Consider the following 23,026-nt stretch of genomic DNA (forward strand, 5'->3'; position numbering starts at 1 on the left):
CCGCGGCGCTGCACCCCCCCGCGGGGGCCCCAATGGCCCACTGGCCAACCCCCCCCCCCGGGCCAGGGGGGGGGCCCCCCCCCCCGGCGGGGGGGGGGGCGCGGGGGAACCCCGGGGGCCCCCTCCGCACGTAGGGGCTCCGCTCAGCCCCGCCGCACCAGGGACAGCGTGCGCCGGGCCAGCGCCACCGTCGCCGCGTCGATGAAGCGACCGTCGGGCAGTGCCTGGGCGCCCTGCTCGGCGGCGGCCGCCTTGACCACGGTCTCGGCCTCCTCCAGCTCCGCCGGGGTCGGCTGGTAGGCGCGCTCGATCACCGGAAGCTGGCGCGGATGGATCGCGGCCCGCCCGAGGAAACCGAGCGCGCGCCCCCGGGCGCAGGAGGCGGCGAGACCGTCCAGGTCCCGGATGTCGGGGTGGACGGACTGCGGGGGCGGGGCGAGTCCGGCGGCACGGGCGGCGACGACGACCCGGGACCGGGACCAGTCGAGCCCCGAGTCCGCCCGTACCCCGAGATCGGCCCGCAGGTCCGCCTCGCCCAGGGAGATCCCGCGCAGCGACGGATGGGCGCGGGCGATGGCGTGGGCGTGCTCGATGCCGAGGGCGGACTCCAGGAGCGCATACAGCGGCAGCGCGGTGAGGACGGCGGTGTGCCGTACCTCGTCGGGGGAGGCGACCTTGGGCAGCCGGAGCCCGGACACGCCGGGCAGGCTGCCCAGCGCGGCGAGGTCCGCCGCGCCCCAGGGGCCGTCGGCGGCGTTCAGCCGGACGTGCACCGGGACGGGCTGGTGCTCGGAGAGCCGTTCGGCGGTGGCCGTGCGGGCGTACTCCTTGCGGTCCGGGGCGATGGCGTCCTCCAGGTCGATCACCACCACGTCGGCGCCCGCGACGAGCGCCTTGTCCACCACATGGGGTCGGTCGCCGGGGACGTAGAGCCAGGTCAGCGGGGTGCGGGTCACAGGGCGCCCTCCTCGCGCAGGGCGCCCAGCTCGGCCGGTCCGAGTCCCAGCTCGGTGAGCACGTCCTCGGTGTCGGCGCCGTGGGCGCGCCCTGCCCAGCGGATCGCGCCGGGGGTCGCGGAGAGCCGGAAGAGGACGTTCTGCATCTTCAGCGGGCCGAGGTCCGGGTCGGGGACGGTGGTGACCGTGTCCAGGGCGAGGTACTGCGGGTCGGTGAACACGTCCCGTACGTCCTGCACGGGGGCGATCGCCGCCTCCGCCTTCTCGAAGGCGGCCAGCACCTCCTCGCGGTCGCGGGCGGCGATCCAGGCGCCGACCGCCTCGTCCAGGACGTCGGCGTGCGCGGCCCGCTGGGCGCCGCTCGCGAACCACGGCTCCTCGATCAGCTCCGGGCGCCCCACCAGCCGCATCACCCGCTCGGCCACCGACTGCGCCGAGGTGGAGACCGCGACCCAGGAGCCGTCGGCGGTGCGGTAGGTGTTGCGCGGGGCGTTGTTCGCGGAGCGGTTGCCGGTGCGCTCCTGGACATAGCCGAGCTGGTCGTACCAGGTGGGCTGCGGTCCGAGCATCGCCAGCATCGGCTCGATGATGGCCATGTCCACGACCTGTCCGGCGCCGGTGCGGTGCCGGGCGGCGAGCGCGGTGAGCACGGCGTACGACGTCGCAAGGGCGGTGACCGAGTCCGCGAGCCCGAAGGGCGGCAGGGTCGGCGGCGCGTCCGGTTCGCCGGTGAGCGCCGCGAAGCCGCTCATGGCCTCGGCGAGCGTGCCGAAGCCGGGGCGGTGCGCGTACGGACCGAACTGGCCGAAGGCGGTGACCCGGGTGAGGATCAGGCGCGGGTTGACGGCCGACAGCTCCGGCCAGCCGAGGTCCCACTTCTCCAGGGTGCCGGGGCGGAAGTTCTCGATCACCACGTCGGCGGTCGCCGCGAGCCGCAGCAGGGTCGCGCGACCGCCGGGGCGGGACAGGTCGAGGGTGATGGCGCGCTTGTTGCGGCCGAGCACCTTCCACCACAGACCGATCCCGTCCTTCGCCGGGCCGTGCCCGCGCGAGGGGTCGGGGCGCCGGGGATGCTCCACCTTGATCACCTCGGCGCCGAAGTCACCGAGCATCGTGGCGGCGAGCGGACCGGCGAAGAGCGTGGCCAGGTCCAGGACGCGCAGTCCGTCCAGCGGCTGGACGGACGGGCGCGGGGCGCGGGGCGTGTTCTCGTCTCGGCTGCTCATGCGGTGTACTGCGCCTCGATCTCCTGGCGGTAGGGCATCGACACCGACGCCCCTTCCCGCTGTACCGACAGGGCAGCGGCGGCGGACGCCCACATCAGGGCTTCGCGGATGGGTCGTTCCTCGGCGAGGGCGACCGCGAGCGCGCCCGCGAAGGTGTCGCCCGCGCCGGTGGAGTCCACGGGGGTGACCAGGGGCGCGGGCACCACCAGGGGCTCGGTGCCGCGCGCGACGTAGAGGCTGCCTGCCGCGCCGAGGGTGACGACGACCTCGGGCACCAGATCGAGCAGGGCGGTGGCCGCGTCGCGCGGGTCGATACGGCCGGTGAGGGTGACCGCCTCGTACTCGTTGGGGATCAACAGGTCGGTGGCTTCGAGGAGTTCGGGTGGCAGCGGCTGGGCGGGGGAGGGGGTGAGCACCGTGCGCACGCCGTGTCGCCGTGCTGTCTCGGCGCCCGCGAGGACGCCGTCGAGGGGGATCTCCAGTTGCAGGAGCAGGGCGTCGGCGGCGGTGAGGGCGCCCTCGTCGCCGGGGGCGAGGTGGTCCACGGTGCCGTTGGCGCCGGGGATGACGACGATGGAGTTGCCGCCCTCGTCGTCCACCACGATGTGCGCGGTGCCGGAGGGACCCTCGACCGTGCGCAGAAAGTCGGTGTCCACACCGGAGTGTTCGAGGGTGTCGCGCAGCCGGAGCCCGAAGGCGTCGTTGCCGACGGCGCCGATCATCGAGACGGTGGCGCCGCACCGGGCGGCGGCGATGGCCTGGTTGGCGCCCTTGCCGCCGGGGATCGTGTGGAACTCGCGACCGGTCACGGTCTCGCCGAGCTGTGGGGCCTTGGCGACGTAGGTGACGAGGTCCATGTTGGTGCTGCCGAGGACCGCGATGTGGGTCATGGTCGGGTCGCCTCCAGGTGGGTGAGGTGGGCCAGGGTGTCGAAGCCGGTGCCGTCGAAGTCGGCGACGGAGGTGGCGAGCCGGTTCTTCAGCGGCGCCCGCCAGCGCTCGGGCAGCGCCTCGGGGGAGCCCGCGAGCAGCCCCGCGATGCTGCCCGCCGTCGCGCCGTTGGAGTCGGTGTCCCAACCGCCGGACACCGCACGGCAGATGGAGCCGGAGAAGTCGCCGTCGGCGTGGGTGAGCGCGGCGGCGATCAGGGCGGTGTTGGGGAGGGCGTGCACCCAGTGGTGGGTGGCGTCGTAGCGGGCGTGGAGTTGGTCCACCACGTCGTCGAAGTCGTCGTGTTCGTGCGCCAGTTGAACGGCGTGGTCGAGTGCCCCGGCCAGGCGGGAGCGGTCCGGGACGACCGTGCGGCCGGTGCGCAGACAGGCGTGCACGTCGTGCGTGCCGGTCGCGGCGGCGGCGAGGACGGCGGCGGTGAACACCGCCGCGTAGACACCGTTGGCGGTGTGGGTCAACACGGCGTCGCGGTACGCCTGTTCGGCGGCGGCGGCCGGGTCGCCCGGGTGGGTCCAGCCGTGGACGTCGGCGCGGATCAGCGCGCCGATCCACTCGCGGAACGGGTTGCGGTACCGGGCGGTGCGCGGAGGCTCGATCCCGTCAAGGAGGTTGCGGAAGGCGACGCGCTCGGCGGTGAAGGTGCGGCCGGGCGGGAGTTCGTCCAGCCAGAGCGCGGCGACCTGGTCGGTGGTGAAGGCGCGGCCGTGCCGCCGGAGCAGCAGCAGACCCAGCAGGGGGTAGTTGAGGTCGTCGTCCTCGGGCATCCCGTCGATGTTCTCGGCGAGCGAGGTACCTGCCGAGCGGCGGTTCCAGGGGTGGCGGGCCAGCAGCTCGGCGGGAACGCCCTCCGCGGTGAACCAGGTGGTCAGCGGGCGGTTCCCGGCGGCTTCGGCGAGGGCGCGGATGCCGTCCAGCGGCAGCTTCTCCACGGGCTTGCCGAGCAGACACCCCGCCGCACGGCCGAGCCAGGCTGCCTCCAGGGCGGCGGGGGAGACGCCGGTAAGCCCTTGCGGTGCGGGCCAGTCGGGGCAGGCTTCCTTGAGCGCGGTCCACTCCGTCGGCTCGTCCGCGCTCAACGCGCTGGGCAGATCGGCCAGTTCGTCCAGCAGGTCCTCGGCGAGCAGGCGCAGCGAGCGGGAGACCGGCTCCGGGGAGGCACCGGCCCGCTCAGGGGCGTCCGCGCCGCCCGCCGCCTTCCAGCGCGCCTCGATCCGCGCGGGCTCCCTGCCGTCCAGGCGTGCCTGGCGGATCTCGTGGCCCAGCAGGTCCTCGGGCTGGACCCAGGTCAGCCGGATCATGCCGGGTCCCCGAGCGCGGCGAAGGCCCGCTCGTGCGCGCGCCGCCGCGCCACGTCCCGCGCGAAGACCTCCCGGGCGACCTCGGCCAGTTCCCGCGCCGGAGCCCACAGGTCGAGGCGGCTGGCCTCGGCCACCGTCTTCGCCCACTCCTCGGGCACCGGCGAGCCGAGCGCGCCGGTGATCGCGCCCGCCATGGTGGCGATGGAGTCGCAGTCGCGCCCGTAGTTCACCGAGCCGAGCACCGCGTGCCGGAAGTCGCCGCCCGCGACCAGCACCATGCCGAGCGCCACCGGCAGCTCCTCGATGGAGTGCAGCCGCGAGGGGCGGCGGGCGCCGAGCGAGGGGGCGCGGTAGTCGGGACCGACCGTGTCGTACGGGGCGACCGCCGTGCGCAGCGGGACCAGCGCCGACTCGAAGTCGCCGTGTCCGGCGGCGGTTTCGCAGACCTTCTCGATCGCCTCGCGGGTGCCGTCCTTCGCCAGCGCCAGACAGGCGGCCACCACCGAGTCCGGGGTGGCGCCGGGCGCGGTCGCGGCGGCGACGGCGGCGGCGAAGACCCCGGCCGCCTCCCTGCCGTACGACGACTGGTGCGCGCCCGCGACGTCCAGTGCCTCGGCGTACGCGGCGGCGGGGTCGGCGGCGTTGACCAGACCGACCGGCGCCATGTACATCGCCGCACCGCAGTTGACGATGTTTCCGCTGCCCGCCTCGCGCGGGTCGACGTGACCGTACGCCAGCCGGGCCACCAGCCACTTCTCGGCGAGGAAGATCCGCTGGAGCGGCAGCGCCTCCGCCTCCAGCTCGGGGATCCAGCGGGGGTTGGTCATCAGGTCCGGGACCAGGTGGTCGGCGACCGCGTAGGCGTCGAGGTGGTCGCGGACGCGCTGGTAGACCCGGATCAGCGCGTGCGTCATCAAGGTGTCGTCGGTGACGTGCCCGTCGCCCTTGTGGTACGGCGCGATGGGGCGGGCGGTGCGCCAGGCGTCGCCGTTCCAGGGACCGACGAAGCCGTGGACGCGACCGCCGTGGCGGTCGGCGATCTGGTCGGGGGAGTAGCCCTCGACGGGTCCGCCGAGCGCGTCGCCCACGGCGGCGCCGACCAGGGCGCCGGTGATCCGCGCGTCCAGCGCGGTCAGTCCCGGGCCGGGGGTTTGTTCATTTTCGGGCGTCATGCCCGAATCATCCCTCCGGTCGGGCCCGTTGTGCGGCTTCCAGCAGCCCGGCGAGTTCCACGAGGTCCGTCCCGGTGAGGCGGGGCAGCGCGCAGCCGGACAGCACGCGGCAGGCGTCCCGCCAGGTGCCGGGCACGCACGCGCCGCCGCCCAGCGCGCCGGTGAGCGCCCCGGCCAGCGCCGGAGCGGAATCCGCGACCCGGGAGAGACACGCGGCGGCGGGGACCGCCTCGCGGATACGGCCCTCGGCGGCGGCGGTCAGCGCCAGCGCGACGGGCACGGTCTCGGCCGCCGCCACGCCGTAGCTGTACACATGATCGACGATCCGGTGCTCCAGGAGGGGGATCAGCTCGAAGGCCGAGGTGCTGTCCGGGACCAGCGCGAGCGCCTGGCGGGCGTTCCGCCCGATCTCCGTCCCCGCCGGAAGCTCCGCGAGCGCCGCCGCCACGCACGCGTCCGGCTTGTCCCCGGCCAGCGCCGACGCGACCGCCGCCGCCATCGCCCGCGCGCCGTGCACACCGTCGCCGTCCTGGGTGTAGCGGGCGTCGAACTCCGCGAGGTCCGCCGCGCGCCGGGGATCGCCCGGGTGGGCCACGGCGAGGACGCAGGCGCGCACGCAGGCGGCGTCGTCGAAGTAGTGCGGGTTGTCGTGCCCGGTGGCGGGCGGGCGCAGTCCGGCGGCCAGGTTCCCGAGCCCCGCCCGCACCGAGATCCGCGCCCGCAGCGGCAGCACCGCCGACTCGATCTCCGGGGCGCGGTCCGCCGCGGCGGCGACCTCGGCGGCGACGGCGGTCCAGGTCAGGTCGATCGCCGCGCGCATCCGGCGCTCGCGGCTCAGATCCCCGAGCACGTCGTCCCCGGCCCGCAGCACCGCCTCCGCCGCGAACGCCGCCCACTCCGCGTCGTCGGAGGGACCGAGCCGCAGCGGCTCCGGCGGCTGGTTCAGCGCGACCGGCACCGGCAGGGTGGTCGTCGCGTTCAGCTCCGCGAACGTGTCCAGCTCCCGCGTGAGCCGCCGCGTCCACTCCGGCATCCGCGCCGCCCGGTGCCGCGCGGCGGGCCACCCGGCGGCATCCCCGGCGGCAAGACCGAGCAACAGCCCCTCGATACGGCGGCTCACGCGGGGACCTCCGAGTCGGAGCGGGGGGTTGTGGCGGGGGTGGGTGTGAGCGCCCCGACCTCCGGTGGTGCGCCGCTCCCGGTCGCCACCAGTTCCCGTACCTCCTCGCTCCCGGTCGCCACCAGTTCCCGTACCCCCTCCGGCGCCGCCCCGTTCCCCGTCGTCACCACCTCCCGCAGCGCGCCGCCCCGCACGAACTCCCGTACCTCCTCCGGCAGGAAGTCCGGGACCGCCAGCGCCTCGCCCCATTTGCCGCCCTCCTCCGGGACCAGGAGTTCGGCGATGTCGAGGATGTGGTGGCCGGCCATGGCGGGCAGGCAGCGCCCTCGGGCGGGGCCGATGGCGGCGGCCCAGTCGGCGGGGATGGCGGAGACGCCCCGAGTGGCTCCGGCGAGGGCGCCCGCGACGGCGGCCGTGGTGTCGGCGTCGCGTCCCATGTTGACGGCCGTCAGTACCGCTTCGCGGAAGTCGCCGTCGGCCGCCGCGTACGCGCCGAAGGCGAGGGCGACGGCCTCGGGGGCGAGGTCGGTCCAGGGGTAGCCGCCGATGACGACGGCGGAGCGGACCGCGCGCTCGCCCCGGTGGGCGACGGCGACCGCGCGGCGCAGCGAGCGGGCGGTCCAGGAGTCGTCGGGTACGGCCGCGAGCGCGGCGGCGATCACCACGGTGGGGTCCGCGCCCGCCATCGCCGCCGCCACCCCGGCGGCGACCGCCTGCCCACCGTGGATGCCCTCGCCCTCGTGGCTGACCGAGCCGTCGATCGCCACCAGCCGGGCCGCCTCGGCGGGGCGCCCGGCGGCGAACACCCCGAAGGGCGCCGCCCGCATCGCGAGCCCGTCGCTCCACGCGTGCCGGTGCTGGGCGGAGATGGGAGCCGCGAGACCCCGCCGCAGGTTCTCCAGGGTGCCGCGCTCGCTGAAGCCCGCGCCCCGGAAGGGACCCTCGGCCCGGTCCGCGATCCACTGGTGCCACGCCGCCTCGACGTGCGCCGGGGTGAGCGCGGAGCCGTGCCGGGCGAGCAGCAGCCCCGAGAAGATCGCGTACTCGGTGTCGTCCGTACCCGAGGGACGGTCGCTGACGTACCCGGTGATACGGCCCCAGCGGGCGCGGATCTCGGAGGGCTTCATGTTCTCGGCGGGGGCGCCGAGCGCGTCGCCGACCGCCAGACCGAGCAGCGCGCCGCGCGCCCGCTCACGCGGTCCGGGTCGGTCCCCGGGCGCCGGGTCCGGGGCGGGGTCCGGGGCGGTGCGGGCGGTCGAAGCCATGGCGGACTCTCCTTCGGCGGTGGTCCGCGCCAGGTCCCGTCGGCCGCGCGGCCCTTTGCGGATGTGTCCCCCGCGACACGCGCCGACCAGCCTCCGGAACCCCAGCATCACCCTCTCGGCATCTGAGCGTTCGAATCCTCGGATGAGCAAGAAAAGGTAAAGCCGCAGGTTAGCGCAGCCTTTCCTTGCTGGCGGGCGGGGAATGCCCGACGTAGGTTAGGGGTTGTCAAAAGATAGAAACAGTCCAAAGTTAGCTTTGGCTAAGCTTCCCGGGGGTTCTGGATGGCCATCATCGACACCGAGGCCACGCTGCACGAGGCGCACCGTGACAACCACACGCACCGCGACGTCAACGGCGGCTGGCTGCGCCCCGCCGTCTTCGGCGCGATGGACGGTCTGGTGTCCAACCTCGCCCTGCTGACCGGTGTCGCGGGCGGGTCCGTCGGCCACCAGACGATCGTGATCACCGGGCTCGCCGGACTCGCCGCGGGCGCCTTCTCCATGGCGGCCGGCGAGTACACCTCCGTCGCCTCGCAGCGCGAGCTGGTGCTGGCCGAGCTGGACGTCGAGCGCCGTGAGCTGCGCAAGCACCCGCAGGCGGAGGAGGAGGAGCTGGCCGCGCTGTACACCGCGCGCGGAGTCGAGCCCGGTCTCGCCCGCGAGGTCGCCCGGCAGCTCTCGAAGGACCCCGAGCGCGCCCTGGAGATCCATGCCCGCGAGGAACTGGGCATCGACCCCGCCGACCTGCCCTCGCCGCTGGTGGCCGCGGTGTCCTCGTTCGGTTCGTTCGCCCTCGGCGCCCTGCTGCCCGTGCTGCCGTTCCTGTTGGGCGCGACCGTGCTGTGGCCCGCCGTGCTCCTCGCCCTCGCCGGACTCTTCGGCTGCGGTGCGGTGGTGGCCCGGGTGACGGCGCGGAGCTGGTGGTACAGCGGGCTGAGGCAGCTCGCCCTCGGCGGCGCGGCGGCCGGTGTGACGTACGCCCTGGGCAGCCTGTTCGGTACGGCCCTAGGATGACGTGCAAGGAATGTATGCGAGAGCCCGCATAAATAATCGTTACTCGCGGGTTTCGAACGCTTAACCACGGGGCATGACCAGTGAGCACTGGCACTGCGGGCAATGACGCCTGCGGTGCGCCCCGCGGACCGGGGGAAAGACACCCGGTCCGCCCCCCTCGGACCGGCCCGGTCCCGATCCGACCGATCACCCCCGGCCCGGCCCCCACGCACCTTTCCCGCCGCCGTGCGCGGCACCCGCCGTGACCGACCTCGCGGCACCCGCCGCGACCCCTGCGGCACCCTCGCCGCACCCCGCGGCACCCGACGCGACCTTCCGTGTGGCGTCCGCATGGTGGAACGGTCTATCCGGTTCCCGGGAGCCGCCCCATCATGTAACCTGCACGAAATTTTGCACCCCACGCAGAGGGCCAGCGTCGTCCCTCGGTACCGCACATGGCCAGATGACGACGACGGGAGAGCCGATGCGTACGCCGCGCCAGCCGTCCCAGCACTCCGTGAACGACCGCGCCTGGTCCTTCATGGATGCCCGCCCTGCTGCCCAGGGCATGTACGACCCCCGCGACGAACACGACGCCTGTGGCGTCGGTTTCGTGGCCACCCTCACCGGCGAGGCGAGCCACGCGCTGGTCGAGCAGGCGCTGACCGTACTGCGCAACCTGGAGCACCGAGGTGCCACCGGTTCCGAACCCGACTCCGGGGACGGCGCCGGCATCCTCTCCCAGGTGCCCGACGCGTTCTTCCGCGAGGTGGCCGGATTCGATCTGCCGGCCACCGGTTCCTACGCGGTCGGCATCGCCTTCCTGCCCGAGGACGGCACCTCCGACGCCGTCTCACGGATTGAGACGATCGCCGCCGAGGAGGGCCTCGCGGTCCTCGGCTGGCGCGAGGTCCCGGTCGCCCCCGAGCTGCTCGGCGCGACCGCCCGCTCGACCATGCCCGCCTTCCGCCAGATCTTCGTCTCCGACGGGGTCAGCGAGGGCATCGCGCTCGACCGCAAGGCGTTCGTCCTGCGCAAGCGCGCCGAGCGGGGGGCGGGGGTCTACTTCCCCTCGCTGTCCGCCCGGACCATCGTCTACAAGGGCATGCTGACCACCGGCCAGCTCGAACCCTTCTTCCCGGACCTGTCCGACCGCCGCTTCGCCTCCGCGATCGCGCTCGTCCACTCGCGCTTCTCCACGAACACCTTCCCGTCGTGGCCGCTCGCGCACCCGTACCGCTTCATCGCGCACAACGGTGAGATCAACACCGTCAAGGGCAACCGCAACTGGATGCGCGCCCGCGAGTCCCAGTTGTCCTCGGACCTGTTCGGCACCGAGGACAACCTCGCGCGCACGTTCCCCGTGTGTACGCCGGACGCCTCCGACTCGGCGTCCTTCGACGAGGTGCTCGAACTCCTGCACCTGGGCGGCCGCTCGCTGCCCCACTCCGTGCTGATGATGATCCCGGAGGCATGGGAGAACCACGCCTCCATGGACCCGGACCGGCGCGCCTTCTACCAGTTCCACTCCACGATGATGGAGCCCTGGGACGGTCCCGCCTGCGTCACCTTCACCGACGGCGTCCAGGTCGGCGCGGTCCTCGACCGCAACGGTCTGCGCCCCGGCCGCTACTGGGTCACCGACGAGGGTCTGGTCGTCCTCGGCTCCGAGGTCGGCGTCCTCGACATCGACCCCGCCCGGGTCGTCCGCAAGGGGCGCCTCCAGCCCGGCCGCATGTTCCTCGTGGACACCGCCGAGCACCGCATCATCGAGGACGACGAGATCAAGGCGTCCCTCGCCGCCGAGCAGCCCTACGGCGACTGGATGGAGACCGGGGAGATCGAGCTGGGCGACCTGCCCGAGCGCGAGCACATCGTGCACACCCACGCCTCCGTCACCCGCCGCCAGCAGACCTTCGGCTACACCGAGGAAGAGCTGCGCGTCATCCTCGCCCCCATGGCCAAGGCGGGCGCCGAGCCCATCGGCTCCATGGGCACCGACAGCCCCATCGCGGCTCTCTCCGAGCGCCCCCGGCTGCTGTTCGACTACTTCACCCAGCTCTTCGCCCAGGTCACCAACCCCCCGCTGGACGCCATCCGCGAGGAGCTGGTCACCTCCCTGCGCTCCTCGCTCGGTCCCTCGGGCAACCTGCTCGACCCGACCGCGGCGTCCTGCCGCTCGGTCCTGCTGCCGTTCCCGGTGATCGACAACGACGAGCTGGCCAAGCTCATCCACATCAACGCCGACGGCGACATGCCCGGCTTCAAGGCAGCGACCCTCTCCGGTCTCTACCGGGTCTCCGGCGGCGGCGAGTCCCTCGCCGCGCGCATAGAGGAGATCTGCGCCGAGGCGGACGCCGCCATCGACAACGGTGCCCGGCTGATCGTCCTGTCCGACCGGCACTCCGACGCCGAGCACGCGCCGATCCCCTCGCTGCTGCTCACCGCCGCCGTCCACCACCACCTCATCCGCACCAAGCAGCGCACCCACGTGGGGCTGCTGGTCGAGGCCGGTGACGTGCGCGAGGTCCACCACGTCGCCCTGCTGATCGGCTACGGCGCCGCCGCCGTCAACCCCTACCTGGCGATGGAGTCCGTCGAGGACCTGGTCCGCGCGGGCACCTTCCTGCCCGGCATGGAGCCCGAGCAGGCCATCCGCAACCTGATCTACGCCCTCGGCAAGGGCGTCCTCAAGGTCATGTCCAAGATGGGCATCTCCACCGTCGCCTCCTACCGCGGCGCCCAGGTCTTCGAGGCCGTCGGTCTCGAGGACGAGTTCGTCGCGAAGTACTTCGACGGCACCACCTCCAAGATCGGCGGCGTCGGCATCGACGTCATCGCGAAGGAGGTCGCCGCCCGCCACGCCAAGGCGTACCCGGCCAGCGGCATCGCGCCCGCGCACCGCACGCTCGACATCGGCGGCGAGTACCAGTGGCGCCGCGAGGGCGAGCCGCACCTGTTCGACCCCGAGACGGTCTTCCGCCTCCAGCACTCCACCCGCGCCGGCCGGTACGACATCTTCAAGAAGTACACCGACCGCGTGAACGAGCAGTCCGAACGCCTGATGACGCTGCGCGGTCTGTTCGGCTTCACCTCAGGGCGGGCGCCGATCCCGGTGGAGGAGGTCGAGCCGGTCTCCGAGATCGTCAAGCGCTTCTCCACCGGCGCCATGTCGTACGGCTCCATCTCCCGCGAGGCGCACGAGACGCTCGCCATCGCGATGAACGAGCTGGGCGGCAAGTCCAACACCGGCGAGGGCGGCGAGGACCCGGACCGCCTCTACGACCCCGCCCGGCGCAGCGCCATCAAGCAGGTCGCCTCCGGCCGCTTCGGCGTCACCTCCGAGTACCTGGTCAACGCCGACGACATCCAGATCAAGATGGCCCAGGGCGCCAAGCCCGGCGAGGGCGGTCAGCTCCCCGGCCACAAGGTCTACCCGTGGGTGGCCAAGACCCGGCACTCCACGCCCGGCGTCGGTCTGATCTCCCCGCCCCCGCACCACGACATCTACTCCATCGAGGACCTCGCCCAGCTCATCCACGACCTGAAGAACGCGAACCCGCAGGCGCGGATCCACGTGAAGCTGGTCTCCGAGGTGGGCGTCGGCACGGTCGCGGCGGGTGTGTCCAAGGCGCACGCGGACGTGGTGCTGATCTCCGGCCACGACGGTGGCACCGGCGCCTCCCCGCTGACCTCGCTGAAGCACGCGGGCGGTCCCTGGGAGCTGGGTCTCGCCGAGACCCAGCAGACCCTGCTGCTCAACGGGCTGCGCGACCGGATCGTCGTCCAGACCGACGGCCAGCTCAAGACCGGTCGCGACGTGGTGATCGCCGCGCTGCTCGGCGCCGAGGAGTTCGGTTTCGCCACCGCGCCCCTGGTCGTCTCCGGCTGCGTGATGATGCGCGTCTGCCACCTGGACACCTGTCCGGTCGGCATCGCCACCCAGAACCCGGTGCTGCGCGAGCGGTTCAACGGCAAGGCCGAGTACGTCGTCAACTTCTTCCGGTTCATCGCCGAAGAGGTCCGCGAACTCCTGGCCGAGCTGGGCTTCCGCTCCATCGAGGAGGCGGTCGGTCACGCCGAGGTGCTCGACGTCGAGCGCGCGGTGAACCACTGGAAGGCGCAGGGTCTGGACCTGGCTCCGCTCTTCCACGTGCCCGAGCTGCCCGAGGGCGCGGTCCGCCACCAGATCACCACCCAGGACCACGGTCTGGAGAAGGCGCTCGACAACGAGCTGATCAAGCTCGCCGCCGACGCCCTCGCCGTCCCGGACGCCACCGAGGCGCACCCGGTGCGCGCCCAGGTCGCCATCCGCAACATCAACCGCACGGTCGGCACCATGCTCGGCCACGAGGTGACCCGGAAGTTCGGTGGCGCGGGTCTGCCCGACGACACCATCGACATCACCTTCACCGGCTCGGCCGGCCAGTCCTTCGGCGCCTTCCTGCCGCGCGGAGTCACCCTCCGCCTGGAGGGCGACGCCAACGACTACGTCGGCAAGGGTCTCTCCGGCGGCCGGATCGTCGTCCGCCCCGACCGGGCGGCCGACCACCTCGCCGAGTACTCCACCATCGCGGGCAACACGATCGGCTACGGCGCCACCGGCGGCGAGCTGTTCCTGCGCGGGCGCACCGGCGAACGCTTCTGCGTCCGCAACTCCGGCGCGCTGGTGGTCTCCGAGGGCGTGGGCGACCACGGCTGCGAGTACATGACCGGCGGTCACGCGGTCGTCCTCGGTCCGACCGGCCGCAACTTCGCGGCGGGCATGTCCGGTGGCATCGCCTATGTGATCGACCTCGACCGGGACAACGTCAACCCCGGCAACGCGGGTGCGATCGAGCCCCTGGACGACGCCGACCGCGTCTGGCTGCACGACGTGGTGCGCCGCCACGCGGAGGAGACCGGCTCCACGGTCGCCGCCAAGCTGCTCGACGACTGGGACCGGGCCGTCGAACGCTTCAGCAGGATCATCCCCAGCACGTACAAGGCAGTGCTCGCCGCCAAGGACGCCGCCGAGCGAGCCGGTCTCTCCGAGACCGAGATCACCGAGAAGATGATGGAGGCGGCGACCAATGGCTGATCCCAAGGGCTTTCTCCAGCACGGCCGCGAGGTCGCCCGTACCCGCCCCGTGGACGTGCGCCTCAAGGACTGGAACGAGGTCTACGTCCCCGGCTCCCTGCTGCCGATCATCAGCAAGCAGGCCAGCCGGTGCATGGACTGCGGCATCCCGTTCTGTCACAACGGCTGTCCGCTCGGGAACCTGATCCCCGAGTGGAACGACTACGCCTACCGCGAGGACTGGGCCGCCGCCTCCGAGCGGCTGCACGCGACCAACAACTTCCCGGAGTTCACCGGTCGTCTGTGCCCCGCCCCCTGCGAGTCGGCCTGTGTGCTGGGCATCAACCAGCAGCCGGTCACCATCAAGAACGTCGAGGTCTCCATCATCGACAAGGCGTGGGAGACCGGGGACGTCGCCCCGCGCATCCCCGAGCGCCTCTCGGGCAAGACCGTCGCCGTCGTCGGCTCGGGTCCGGCGGGGCTCGCCGCCGCCCAGCAGCTCACCCGCGCCGGGCACACGGTCGCCGTCTACGAGCGCGCCGACCGCGTCGGCGGTCTGCTGCGGTACGGCATCCCCGAGTTCAAGATGGAGAAGCGGCACATCAACCGCCGCATAGAGCAGATGCGCGCGGAGGGCACCCGCTTCCGCACCGGCGTCGAGATCGGCCGCGACCTCAAGGCGACCGACCTCAAGAAGCGCTACGACGCGGTCGTCCTGGCCGTCGGCGCCACCACCGCGCGTGATCTTCCCGTCCCCGGGCGGGAGTTGAACGGCATCCACCAGGCGATGGAGTATCTGCCGCTGTCCAACAAGGTCCAGGAGGGCGACTACGTCGCCCCGCCGATCTCGGCCGAGGGCAAGCACGTCGTGGTCATCGGCGGCGGCGACACCGGCGCCGACTGCGTGGGCACCGCCCACCGCCAGGGCGCCGCCTCCGTCACCCAGTTGGAGATCATGCCCCGCCCGAACGACGAGCGGCACGCCCTGAACCAGCCCTGGCCGACCTTCCCCATGCTCTACAAGGTCACCAGCGCCCACGAGGAGGGCGGCGAGCGGGTCTACTCCGTCTCCACCACCCACTTCGAGGGCGACGAGGACGGCAACGTCCAGTGGCTGCACCTGACCGAGGTCGAGTTCGTCGAGGGCAAGCTGACCCCCAAGCCGGGCAGCGAGCGGAAGATCCCGGCCCAACTGGTCACCCTCGCCATGGGCTTCACCGGCACCGACCGGGACAACGGGCTGGTCGAGCAGTTCGGTCTGGAGCTGGACGAGCGGGGCAACATCGCCCGCGACGCCGACTTCCGGACCAACGTGCCCGGCGTGTTCGTCGCAGGTGACGCGGGCCGCGGTCAGTCCCTCATCGTGTGGGCCATCGCCGAGGGCCGCTCCGCCGCCCGCGGCGTGGACCGCCACCTCACCGGGGCGAGCGACCTGCCCGCCCCGATCCGTCCGACCGACCGCGCCCTGGCGGTCTGACGGTCCCCGCACCGGATGTCCCGTACAACGACGTACGCGGCATCGGGCGGCGCCTGCCCGACAGTCCCCGACCGGACGCCCCGGCAGGCGCCGCCGCCTGTCCGGGGGCGGTTCCGCGAAGGGCGCGAGGGAGCGGGGCTCAGGCCATGGCGCCTGTGAAGCCCGACACCTTCACCCACGTCAGCACCAGCAGCACCACCACCAGCGCCGCGCACGCCCCCGCCTGGATCAGCGTCCGGCGCCTGTCGCGGGGCGCGTAGGCGTAGGCGAGCGTCACCAGAGCGCCCGTCAGCAGACCGCCCAGGTGCGCCTCCCAGGACGTCATGAACGCCGAGACCACCAGCCATACCAGCAGACCGGTCATGTACTGGTTGACCGCTCGCATGTCGTAGCCGAGGCGGCGCCCCATCACCCAATAGGCGGCGCCCAGGCCGAAGATGGCGCCCGAGGCGCCGATCGTCAGGTCGTCAGGGGCGACGAGCAGCACCAGCACCGAGCCGCCCAGCGCGGAGAGCAGATACAGCGCGAGATAGCGGGCGCGCCCCAACTGGGTCTCCACCACCCGGCCGATGCTCCACAGCGAGACCATGTTCATCACGAGGTGCACCATCCCCAGACCCTCGTCCGGCGGCATGTGCAGGAACGATCCGGTCAGCAGCCGTTCCCACTGCCCGCCCGCGAGCCCCTCCGGGCGCAGCACCGGGTCGTAGGGGTACTGCCACAGGTAGTGCCCGCCGTGCGGTCCGAGCAGCCCCGCGCCCAGCATCCCGAACCGGTCCACCATGGACGGCCGGGCCAGCTCGACGAGATAGGCGAGCACGTTCAGACTGACCAGCGCGTACGTCACCAGCGGCACCGCGCTGATCCTGCCGCCGAACGCCGTCCGCGCCTGCCGGACCGAGCGCGTCCCCTCCTTCACGCACTCCACACACTGGTGGCCGACCGCCGCCTCGCGCATGCAGTTGGGGCAGATGTAGCGGTCGCAGCGGGTGCAGCGGACGTGCGACTCCACCTTGGGATGGCGGAAGCAGGTGGTCACGTCGGACTCGGCGGTCACGGCCGGCTCCTCGGGAAGGACTCGGGGAAGAGTGGGACAGGATGAGCCGGTGGGGCGGCGGCGAACAAACTATCGGACAGGGGCGGACGGTGGGCGAACGGCGGGGGAGGAACGGACCAGCCGGTGGCGATCACCTGATTTCCTGATGTCGCGTCACCTCCCCGCACTCCGCGCACTCATAGGGATGACAGACCCGGCGAGGCACATATCCGCTGGTCGGGACGCGTGCTGATGATGTCCCGGATCATCGCGCCCACCGCAGTCGCCCAGCCCGTTCCCCACAACGGGCTGCTGCGCCGTGCGCGGATCCGGAAGGAGACTGCCGTGTCCGAGCAGCAGACCGAGCAGGCGGAGCGGAGCGTCGGGGCGTTCACCCTCGCCGATCCGGTCACCACCGCACCCCCGGCCGGGCAGCCGGTCCCGGAGCCCGACGAGACGTGGGATCTGCCGGGCGGCTTCGCCCACGTGTACTACGGCGAGGGCAACCACGGCATCGCCCGTCCGGTGGTCATGGCCGACGGCTTCAGCCTCGGCCCCAGCGACCTGTCCTGGCTCCACGCCCACCTCGACCAGGGCGCGTTCCCCCTCCTGACCGAACTGCGCCGCCGCGGCCGTGACGCCGTCCTGATCGGCTACGACGAGCGCAGCGCGTCCCTCCTCGACAACGCCCAGACCGCGACCGCGGCGATCCACCGGACCCTCGCCGAACGGCTGGGCGGCACCAGCCTGATGGTGGGCGGCTTCAGCATGGGCGGCCTGGTCACCCGCTACGCGCTGGCCAGGATGGAGGCGCAGCGCATGGACCACCAGACCGGCGTCTACTTCTCCTACGACACCCCGCACCGGGGCGCGTACATCCCCGTCGGCCTCCAGGCGTTCTCGCACTTCATCCCGGTGCCGAACGACTTCGCCCGGCAGATGGACAGCCCCGCCGCCCGCCAGATGCTGTGGCGCCACTACGACCCGAAGACCGGCGAGAGCGGTATCGCCCCCGAGCGCACCGCGTTCCTCCAGGAGCTGGCGAAGGTCGGCAACTGGCCCCGCATCCCGCGCCTCCTCGCTCTCGCCAACGGCCGCGGCGACGGCACCGGCATCGCCGTCCCGCCCGGCGAGACCGTGCTCACGGTGGACCGCGTCTACCCCGGCACCGCCTTCTCCGCCCAGGCGCAGGGCAAGGACGTCACGGTCGCCGAGCTGAAGCGGCGCTTCCCGGCCGCCGAGAAGACCATCACCACCAGCGGATTCCCCGAGCTGGACGGCGCCCCCGGCGGCACCCTGCGCTCCTACGGCATCCTCGCCGACGCGCTGAAGAAGGCGGGCGCCCAGGTCGACCTGCGCCACCCGGAGGTCTCTTTCGTGCCCACGGTCAGCGCGGTCTCGATCCGCGACCTCGACCAGCAGAAGGACCTGTACGCGAACGTCTACGACCTTCCGCCGGACGAGGCCGACGTGGACGACTTCGTCTGCTCCTCCGACACCACCGCGCACACCACCGTCACCGCGGAACTGGCCACCTGGCTGCTGGACCGGCTGCCGGACTAGAACGCCCCGCCGCTCAGGTGTCGCACTCCAGCACCGTGCGGCACAGCCCGCACCGCGCCTTGACCCGCCCCCGCACCGGCACCCTGATCCGCTGGTGGCAGACCGGGCAGTCGAAGGAGACACGCGGGCGCCCGTCGGCTCCGGAGGTGAAGGTGTAGCCCACCTCCGGGTCCGGCGGGTTGCGCGGGGGACGGCGGCGCTGGTGGGCGTAGCGCAGCCGGGCCGGGCGCCCCGCCGCCGTCAGCGGGGGTCGGCGCTCGTCGTGCCGGGCGCGGGCGAGCCCCTTGGCGTACGCGTCCGCCGCCTGCGGGCTGGTGAACCACACCGCCGGGTCCTCGTGGAACAGCAGCGCCCGCTTGGCCAGCACGTACCCGAACTCCTCCGGAGTGAGATAGCCCAGCTTCTGCGAGGCGGGACCGTGCTCGCGGTAGGCGTCCAGGAGCAGCCAGCCCGCGCCCAGGTAGACCGCCACCGTGTCGGTCAGGATCTCGTTCTCCGCCGTGGTCGGGAAGGCCAGACCGAGCCGGTGCAGATAGACGTGCGTGACCTCGTGGGCGAGAGCCGCGCCGATGTCCTCGCGGTGGGTGCGGAAGCGGTCGTTCAGCTCCACGAAGTACTCCGGACCCGCCGCCAGCTCGACGTTCGCCGCGTGGGTCATCTCCCGGAACCCCACGATCAGCCGGGCGTCCGGCAGCCGGAAGTGCCGCACCAGCTCGCGCGCCACCCGCTGCGCGCCCAGATGCAGGTCGTCCGCGTCCCCGAAGGCCACGTCGGCCGGGGCCACGCTGGTCGCGAAGGTCTCCACCACGTCGTACGACAGCCGCTTGTACAGCGCGGTGACCGCCCGCCGTACCGTCGCCAGATGCGGGAAACCGTGCTCGACCGGTCCGCCGTTCGCCACGTCCGCACCCCCAAAGACGCCGGGAAGCCCCCTCCACCATAGGTCCGTCCCGACCGCCCGGGAACGGCGCCGGGCCGCGCCCCGTAGGGTTGTCGCCCATGACCATCAGCAACACCGGTACCGGTGACGTCGAGCCCGAGGTCCGCGAGGAGCTGGAGCGGCTGCGGGCGAGCATCGACAACATCGACGCCGCCGTCGTCCACATGCTGGCCGAGCGCTTCAAGGCCACCCAGCAGGTCGGCCGCCTCAAAGCCCGCCACCAGTTGCCCCCGGCCGACCCCGCCCGCGAGGCCCGCCAGATCGCCCGCCTGCGCAGCCTCGCCGAGGACGCCCGCCTCGACCCGGCCTTCGCCGAGAAGTTCCTCAACTTCATCGTGGCCGAGGTGATCCGCCACCACGAGCGCATCGCGGAGGACACGGTGCGGCCTCCGGCGAACTGAGGGGTGTGAGCCGCAGTGCCTGGTGCCGGCGTACGCACCTGGCGTACGTCCCGACCGTCCCCGACGGCGGTGCCCACGACCGAGCGCGCCCGCGCCCACCCGACACGGCCGGGCCCACGGGGCACGCCTGTCGCGGCGCCCGCGCCCCGGGTGCATCACGTCAGGGGGCTGTGCGGGAACTGGGGTTCGGACCGCATCCCCCGCCACGGGCGGCGGCGAGCGCGGCTGGTCCCCCCTGGCCGACAGCCGCGGGCGCGAGCGCGGCGGTGACCCGCGCGAGCCGTTCCGGCGGGGCCGGAGCGCCGGGGTGAGGTGCGTGGGAGAAAGGGAGAGGCGGACATAAGCCATGTACCGGTCCGCCCCTGTCCGGCACCGGCGGCATCGGGCAGCATGGCCTGCATGTCCGTACTGACGCGCGACGAAGCGCAAGCCCGAGCACAGCTCATCGACGTCCACCGCTACACCGTCGACCTCGACCTCACCACCGGGGACGAGACCTTCGGCTCCCGTACCGCGATCGCGTTCAGCGCGCGGTCCGACGGGGACACCTTCGTCGAGCTGAAGCCCGCCGAGCTGCGCGCCGTCACCCTGGACGGACAGCCCCTGGACCCCGAGACCCTGGACGGCAACCGGCTGCCGCTGAAGAACCTCACCGCGGGCGAACACGAACTCACCGTGGACGCCGTCATGCGCTACTCGCGCACCGGCGAGGGCATGCACCGCTTCACCGACCCCACCGACGGCGAGACCTACCTCTACACCCAGCTCTTCCTCGACGATGTCCAGCGCGTCTACGCCGCCTTCGACCAGCCCGACCTCAAGGCGGTCTTCGACGTCACCGTCACCGCCCCCGAGGAATGGACCGTCCTCGCCAACGGCGTCACCGAACACCTCGGGGAGGGACGCTGGAAGGCAGCCACCACCCCGCTCATCTCCACCTACCTCCTCGCCGTCGCCGCGGGTCCCTGGCACTCGGTCCGCACCGAACACCGCGGACTGCCCTTCGGCATCCACTGCCGCCGCTCGCTCGCCCCCCACCTCGACGCCGACGCCGACGAACTCCTCGACATCACCCGCGCCTGCTTCGACCGCTACCACGAGAAGTTCGCGGAGCCCTACCCCTTCGACTCCTACGACCAGGCGTTCGTCCCCGAGTTCAACGCGGGCGCCATGGAGAACCCCGGACTCGTCACCTTCCGCGACGAGTTCGTCTACCGCTCCGCCGTCACCGACACCGAGCGGCAGACCCGCGCCATGGTCATCGCCCACGAGATGGCCCACATGTGGTTCGGCGACCTGGTCACCCTCAAGTGGTGGGACGACATCTGGCTGAACGAGTCCTTCGCGGAGTACATGGGCTACCAGACCACCCTGGAGGCCACCCGCTTCACCGAACCCTGGGTGGAGTTCGGCGTCACCCGCAAGGCGTGGGGCTACGACGCCGACCAGCGCCCCTCCACCCACCCCGTCGCCCCCGAGGCAGTCGACGACACCGCCGCCGCCCTCCTCAACTTCGACGGCATCTCCTACGCCAAGGGCGCCTCCGCGCTGCGCCAGCTCGTCGCCTGGCTCGGCGAGAAGGACTTCCTCGCGGGCATCAACATCCACTTCGAGCGGCACCGGTTCGGCAACGCCACCCTCGCCGACTTCATCGACTCCCTCGCCGCCGCCACCGAACGCGACGTCCACGCCTGGGCCGACGCCTGGCTGCGCACCACCGGCGTCGACAAGCTCACCGCTCACCTCGGCGCCGCCGAGGACGGCACCCGCACCCTCACCGTCGAGCACGACGGCAGCCGCCCGCACCGCGTCACCGTCGGTCTCTACGACCACGACCTCACCGAGGAGGGCCGCCTCACCCCGCGCGCACCCCTCGGCCTCGACATCCCGCACACCGCGCCCGCCCCCATCGGCAAGCGCCCCGCCCTGGTCGTCCTCAACGACGGCGACCAGACCTACGCCAAGATCCGCTTCGACGCCGACTCCTTCGAGACCGTCCGCACCAGCCTCTCCGGGCTGCCCGACCCGCTCACCCGCGCGGTCGTCTGGAACGCCCTGCGCGACGCCGTACGCGACGGCGAACTCCCGCCCGCCGCCTACCTGGAGACCGCCCGCGCCCACCTCCCGCTGGAGACCGACCTCGCCCTCGTCGAGGGCGTCCTCGCCTTCGCCATCAGCCACATCGCGCCGCGCTACCTCACCCCCGAGGAGCGCCCCGCGGCGCTCGCCACCCTCACCTCGCTCTGCCGCGACCTCATCCGCCGCACCGAGGACGGCGACCACCCCGGTCTGCGCCTGATCGCCGTACGCCGCTTCATCGACGTCGCCGCCCACCCCGAGACCCTCGACGCCTGGCTCGCCGACGGCACCGTGCCCGGCGGACCCGAACTCGACCCCGAGCTGCGCTGGCGCATCCTCGGCAGGCTCGCCGTCCTCGGCGCCACCGACGAGACCGCCATCGCCGCCGAACTCGAACGCGACCCCTCCGCCAGCGGACAGGAGGGCGCCGCCCGCTGCCGCGCCGCCCTGCCCGACCCCGAGGCCAAGCGGACCGCCTGGGACGCGATGTTCACCGGCGACGACCTCTCCAACTACCTCTTCAAGGCCGTCGCCCTGGGCTTCTGGCAGCCCGAACAGGCCGACCTGGTACGGGAGTACGTGACCCGCTACTTCAAGGAGGCACCCGCCCTCGCCGCCCGCCGCGGTCCCGCCATCGCCGCCGCCGCGGGCGTCTGGGCCTTCCCCCGCCACGCCGTCGACCGCGAGACCCTCACCCTCGGCGAGACCTGCCTGAGCGAGGGCACCCCGCCCACCGCCCTGCGCCGCAAGCTGATCGACGAACTGGACGATCTGGCACGGGCGTTGCGCGTACGGGGCGAATAGCCGACCGGGGCGCCGGGCGGTGCGGTCAGGCGGAGCCCGTCCTCCGCAGCACCGCCCGGCGCGGCGCCCCCTCACGCGGTCCCGCGGCGCGGTTCGCCGTCCCGTTCACAGGCGTCCCCGCCGCGGGGGAGTCCAGCGTGAAACCCAGACGGGTCAGGAAGCGCTCACCCGGAACCCAGCCCGGCGGAACCGTCGCCGTCACCAGCGGGGGCTCGCCGAAACGGGGGAGCAGCGCCTCCGTCACCGCCCGGCCCAGCCCCCGCCCCCGCGCCCACGGCGCCAGCAGGAACAGCCCCACCGCCACCGCCCCCGGCTCGGGATGGTCCCGCACCGCGTCGATCACCCCCGCGATCTCGCCGTTGCGCTCCACCACCAGCAGCGCCTTGGCCGCCGGGTCCGCGCCCGGCGGCAGCGCGTAGAACAGACTCTGCACGTCACCGGGTCCCGACGGCAGACCCGTCGCCGCCAGGAACCAGTCCTCGCACTCCTCGAACAGTCTGAGCAGCGGACCCTCGTCACGCGGATCCACCTCCCGGACGAGAACCCGCTCACCTGGGACGTCGATCGGCCACACCTCGTTCATCCCGCCGACGATAAGCCCGTACACGCACTCCTCCGACGCGTTTTCCCCGCACGGCAGTACCCACGACCGGCTTCGGTCGTTGGACATCGCGGACACCCGGCCCC

General features: G+C 72.9%; 16 protein-coding genes. 6 read left to right on the plus strand and 10 right to left on the minus strand.

Features of this window, described 5'->3' with window-relative positions:
* Positions 1-143: 143 nt before the first annotated feature.
* The 7 genes from IF655_RS24965 to IF655_RS24995 are packed head-to-tail and all read right to left on the minus strand — an operon-like array spanning position 144 to position 7,987.
* Positions 144-956: a CoA ester lyase gene (locus tag IF655_RS24965; RefSeq protein WP_199587360.1), complete on the minus strand. Its 813-nt coding sequence runs from the start codon at positions 954-956 to the stop codon at positions 144-146.
* Positions 953-2,182: a CaiB/BaiF CoA-transferase family protein gene (locus tag IF655_RS24970; protein WP_199587361.1), complete on the minus strand. Its 1,230-nt coding sequence runs from the start codon at positions 2,180-2,182 to the stop codon at positions 953-955. The genes IF655_RS24965 and IF655_RS24970 overlap by 4 nt, the downstream gene beginning before the upstream one ends.
* Positions 2,179-3,072, minus strand: coding sequence for a ribokinase (rbsK, locus tag IF655_RS24975; protein ID WP_199587362.1), 894 nt, complete (start codon positions 3,070-3,072; stop codon positions 2,179-2,181). The genes IF655_RS24970 and rbsK overlap by 4 nt, the downstream gene beginning before the upstream one ends.
* Entirely contained in the window at positions 3,069-4,430 is a 1,362-nt protein-coding gene (locus IF655_RS24980; RefSeq protein ID WP_199587363.1) for an ADP-ribosylglycohydrolase family protein, read from the minus strand. The genes rbsK and IF655_RS24980 overlap by 4 nt, the downstream gene beginning before the upstream one ends.
* The gene (locus IF655_RS24985) at positions 4,427-5,602 is read right to left on the minus strand and encodes an ADP-ribosylglycohydrolase family protein (protein WP_199587364.1); all 1,176 of its coding nucleotides are present in this window, start codon (positions 5,600-5,602) and stop codon (positions 4,427-4,429) included. Before IF655_RS24985 ends, IF655_RS24980 begins: the two co-directional genes overlap by 4 nt.
* Before the next feature lie 7 nt (positions 5,603-5,609).
* Positions 5,610-6,722 (minus strand): ADP-ribosylglycohydrolase family protein, encoded by a 1,113-nt coding sequence (locus IF655_RS24990; protein ID WP_199587365.1) that lies wholly within the window; start codon positions 6,720-6,722, stop codon positions 5,610-5,612.
* On the minus strand, positions 6,719-7,987 hold the full coding sequence (locus IF655_RS24995; protein ID WP_242488923.1) for an ADP-ribosylglycohydrolase family protein: 1,269 nt from the start codon (positions 7,985-7,987) through the stop codon (positions 6,719-6,721). The genes IF655_RS24990 and IF655_RS24995 overlap by 4 nt, the downstream gene beginning before the upstream one ends.
* Before the next feature lie 282 nt (positions 7,988-8,269).
* Between IF655_RS24995 and IF655_RS25000 the strand changes: the two genes are divergently transcribed.
* The 3 genes from IF655_RS25000 (at position 8,270) to IF655_RS25010 (ending at position 15,516) form a co-directional block, all read left to right on the plus strand.
* Entirely contained in the window at positions 8,270-9,001 is a 732-nt protein-coding gene (locus IF655_RS25000; protein WP_199587366.1) for a VIT1/CCC1 transporter family protein, read from the plus strand.
* A 463-nt stretch (positions 9,002-9,464) separates the two neighbouring features.
* Positions 9,465-14,060, plus strand: a complete 4,596-nt coding sequence (gltB, locus tag IF655_RS25005; RefSeq protein WP_199587438.1) for a glutamate synthase large subunit — start codon at positions 9,465-9,467, stop codon at positions 14,058-14,060.
* Positions 14,053-15,516 carry a glutamate synthase subunit beta gene (locus IF655_RS25010; protein ID WP_199587367.1) on the plus strand — a complete coding sequence of 488 codons (1,464 nt, stop codon included), beginning with the start codon at positions 14,053-14,055 and terminating at the stop codon, positions 15,514-15,516. The genes gltB and IF655_RS25010 overlap by 8 nt, the downstream gene beginning before the upstream one ends.
* Positions 15,517-15,655: 139 nt before the next feature.
* Here IF655_RS25010 and IF655_RS25015 read toward each other — a convergent pair whose 3' ends face one another.
* Entirely contained in the window at positions 15,656-16,573 is a 918-nt protein-coding gene (locus tag IF655_RS25015; RefSeq protein WP_199587368.1) for a rhomboid family intramembrane serine protease, read from the minus strand.
* Between the two features lie 324 nt (positions 16,574-16,897).
* On the opposite strand from IF655_RS25015, the gene IF655_RS25020 reads away from it, so the two are divergent.
* A complete protein-coding gene (locus IF655_RS25020; protein ID WP_199587369.1) occupies positions 16,898-18,115 on the plus strand; it encodes a triacylglycerol lipase in 1,218 nt (405 codons plus the stop codon).
* Positions 18,116-18,128: 13 nt separating this feature from the next.
* Here the strand turns inward: IF655_RS25020 and IF655_RS25025 are convergent, their stop codons facing one another.
* Entirely contained in the window at positions 18,129-19,016 is an 888-nt protein-coding gene (locus tag IF655_RS25025; RefSeq protein ID WP_199587370.1) for a hypothetical protein, read from the minus strand.
* Between the two features lie 98 nt (positions 19,017-19,114).
* Here IF655_RS25025 and IF655_RS25030 point away from each other — a divergent pair, with 98 nt between their 5' ends.
* Both IF655_RS25030 and pepN read left to right on the plus strand, forming a co-directional pair.
* Positions 19,115-19,456, plus strand: a complete 342-nt coding sequence (locus IF655_RS25030) for a chorismate mutase (protein WP_199587371.1) — start codon at positions 19,115-19,117, stop codon at positions 19,454-19,456.
* Between the two features lie 399 nt (positions 19,457-19,855).
* Positions 19,856-22,339: an aminopeptidase N gene (gene pepN / locus IF655_RS25035; RefSeq protein ID WP_199587372.1), complete on the plus strand. Its 2,484-nt coding sequence runs from the start codon at positions 19,856-19,858 to the stop codon at positions 22,337-22,339.
* A 25-nt stretch (positions 22,340-22,364) separates the two neighbouring features.
* On the opposite strand, the gene IF655_RS25040 is transcribed toward pepN, so the two are convergent.
* On the minus strand, positions 22,365-22,922 hold the full coding sequence (locus IF655_RS25040; protein ID WP_199587373.1) for a GNAT family N-acetyltransferase: 558 nt from the start codon (positions 22,920-22,922) through the stop codon (positions 22,365-22,367).
* Positions 22,923-23,026: the final 104 nt, after the last annotated feature.

The sequence above is a fragment of the Streptomyces sp. DSM 110735 genome, assembly GCF_016482685.1.
Lineage (GTDB): Bacteria > Actinomycetota > Actinomycetes > Streptomycetales > Streptomycetaceae > Streptomyces.

Bases quoted from the DNA above. Each gene is read 5' to 3' on its own strand.
- IF655_RS24970 (WP_199587361.1), bottom strand. From the start codon at position 2,182: ATGAGCAGCCGAGACGAGAACACGCCCCGCGCCCCGCGCCCGTCCGTC.
- rbsK (WP_199587362.1), bottom strand. From the start codon at position 3,072: ATGACCCACATCGCGGTCCTCGGCAGCACCAACATGGACCTCGTCACC.
- IF655_RS24980 (WP_199587363.1), bottom strand. From the start codon at position 4,430: ATGATCCGGCTGACCTGGGTCCAGCCCGAGGACCTGCTGGGCCACGAG.
- IF655_RS24985 (WP_199587364.1), bottom strand. From the start codon at position 5,602: ATGACGCCCGAAAATGAACAAACCCCCGGCCCGGGACTGACCGCGCTG.
- IF655_RS24995 (WP_242488923.1), bottom strand. From the start codon at position 7,987: ATGGCTTCGACCGCCCGCACCGCCCCGGACCCCGCCCCGGACCCGGCG.
- IF655_RS25000 (WP_199587366.1), top strand. From the start codon at position 8,270: ATGGCCATCATCGACACCGAGGCCACGCTGCACGAGGCGCACCGTGAC.
- gltB (WP_199587438.1), top strand. From the start codon at position 9,465: ATGCGTACGCCGCGCCAGCCGTCCCAGCACTCCGTGAACGACCGCGCC.
- IF655_RS25010 (WP_199587367.1), top strand. From the start codon at position 14,053: ATGGCTGATCCCAAGGGCTTTCTCCAGCACGGCCGCGAGGTCGCCCGT.
- IF655_RS25030 (WP_199587371.1), top strand. From the start codon at position 19,115: ATGACCATCAGCAACACCGGTACCGGTGACGTCGAGCCCGAGGTCCGC.
- pepN (WP_199587372.1), top strand. From the start codon at position 19,856: ATGTCCGTACTGACGCGCGACGAAGCGCAAGCCCGAGCACAGCTCATC.
- IF655_RS25040 (WP_199587373.1), bottom strand. From the start codon at position 22,922: ATGAACGAGGTGTGGCCGATCGACGTCCCAGGTGAGCGGGTTCTCGTC.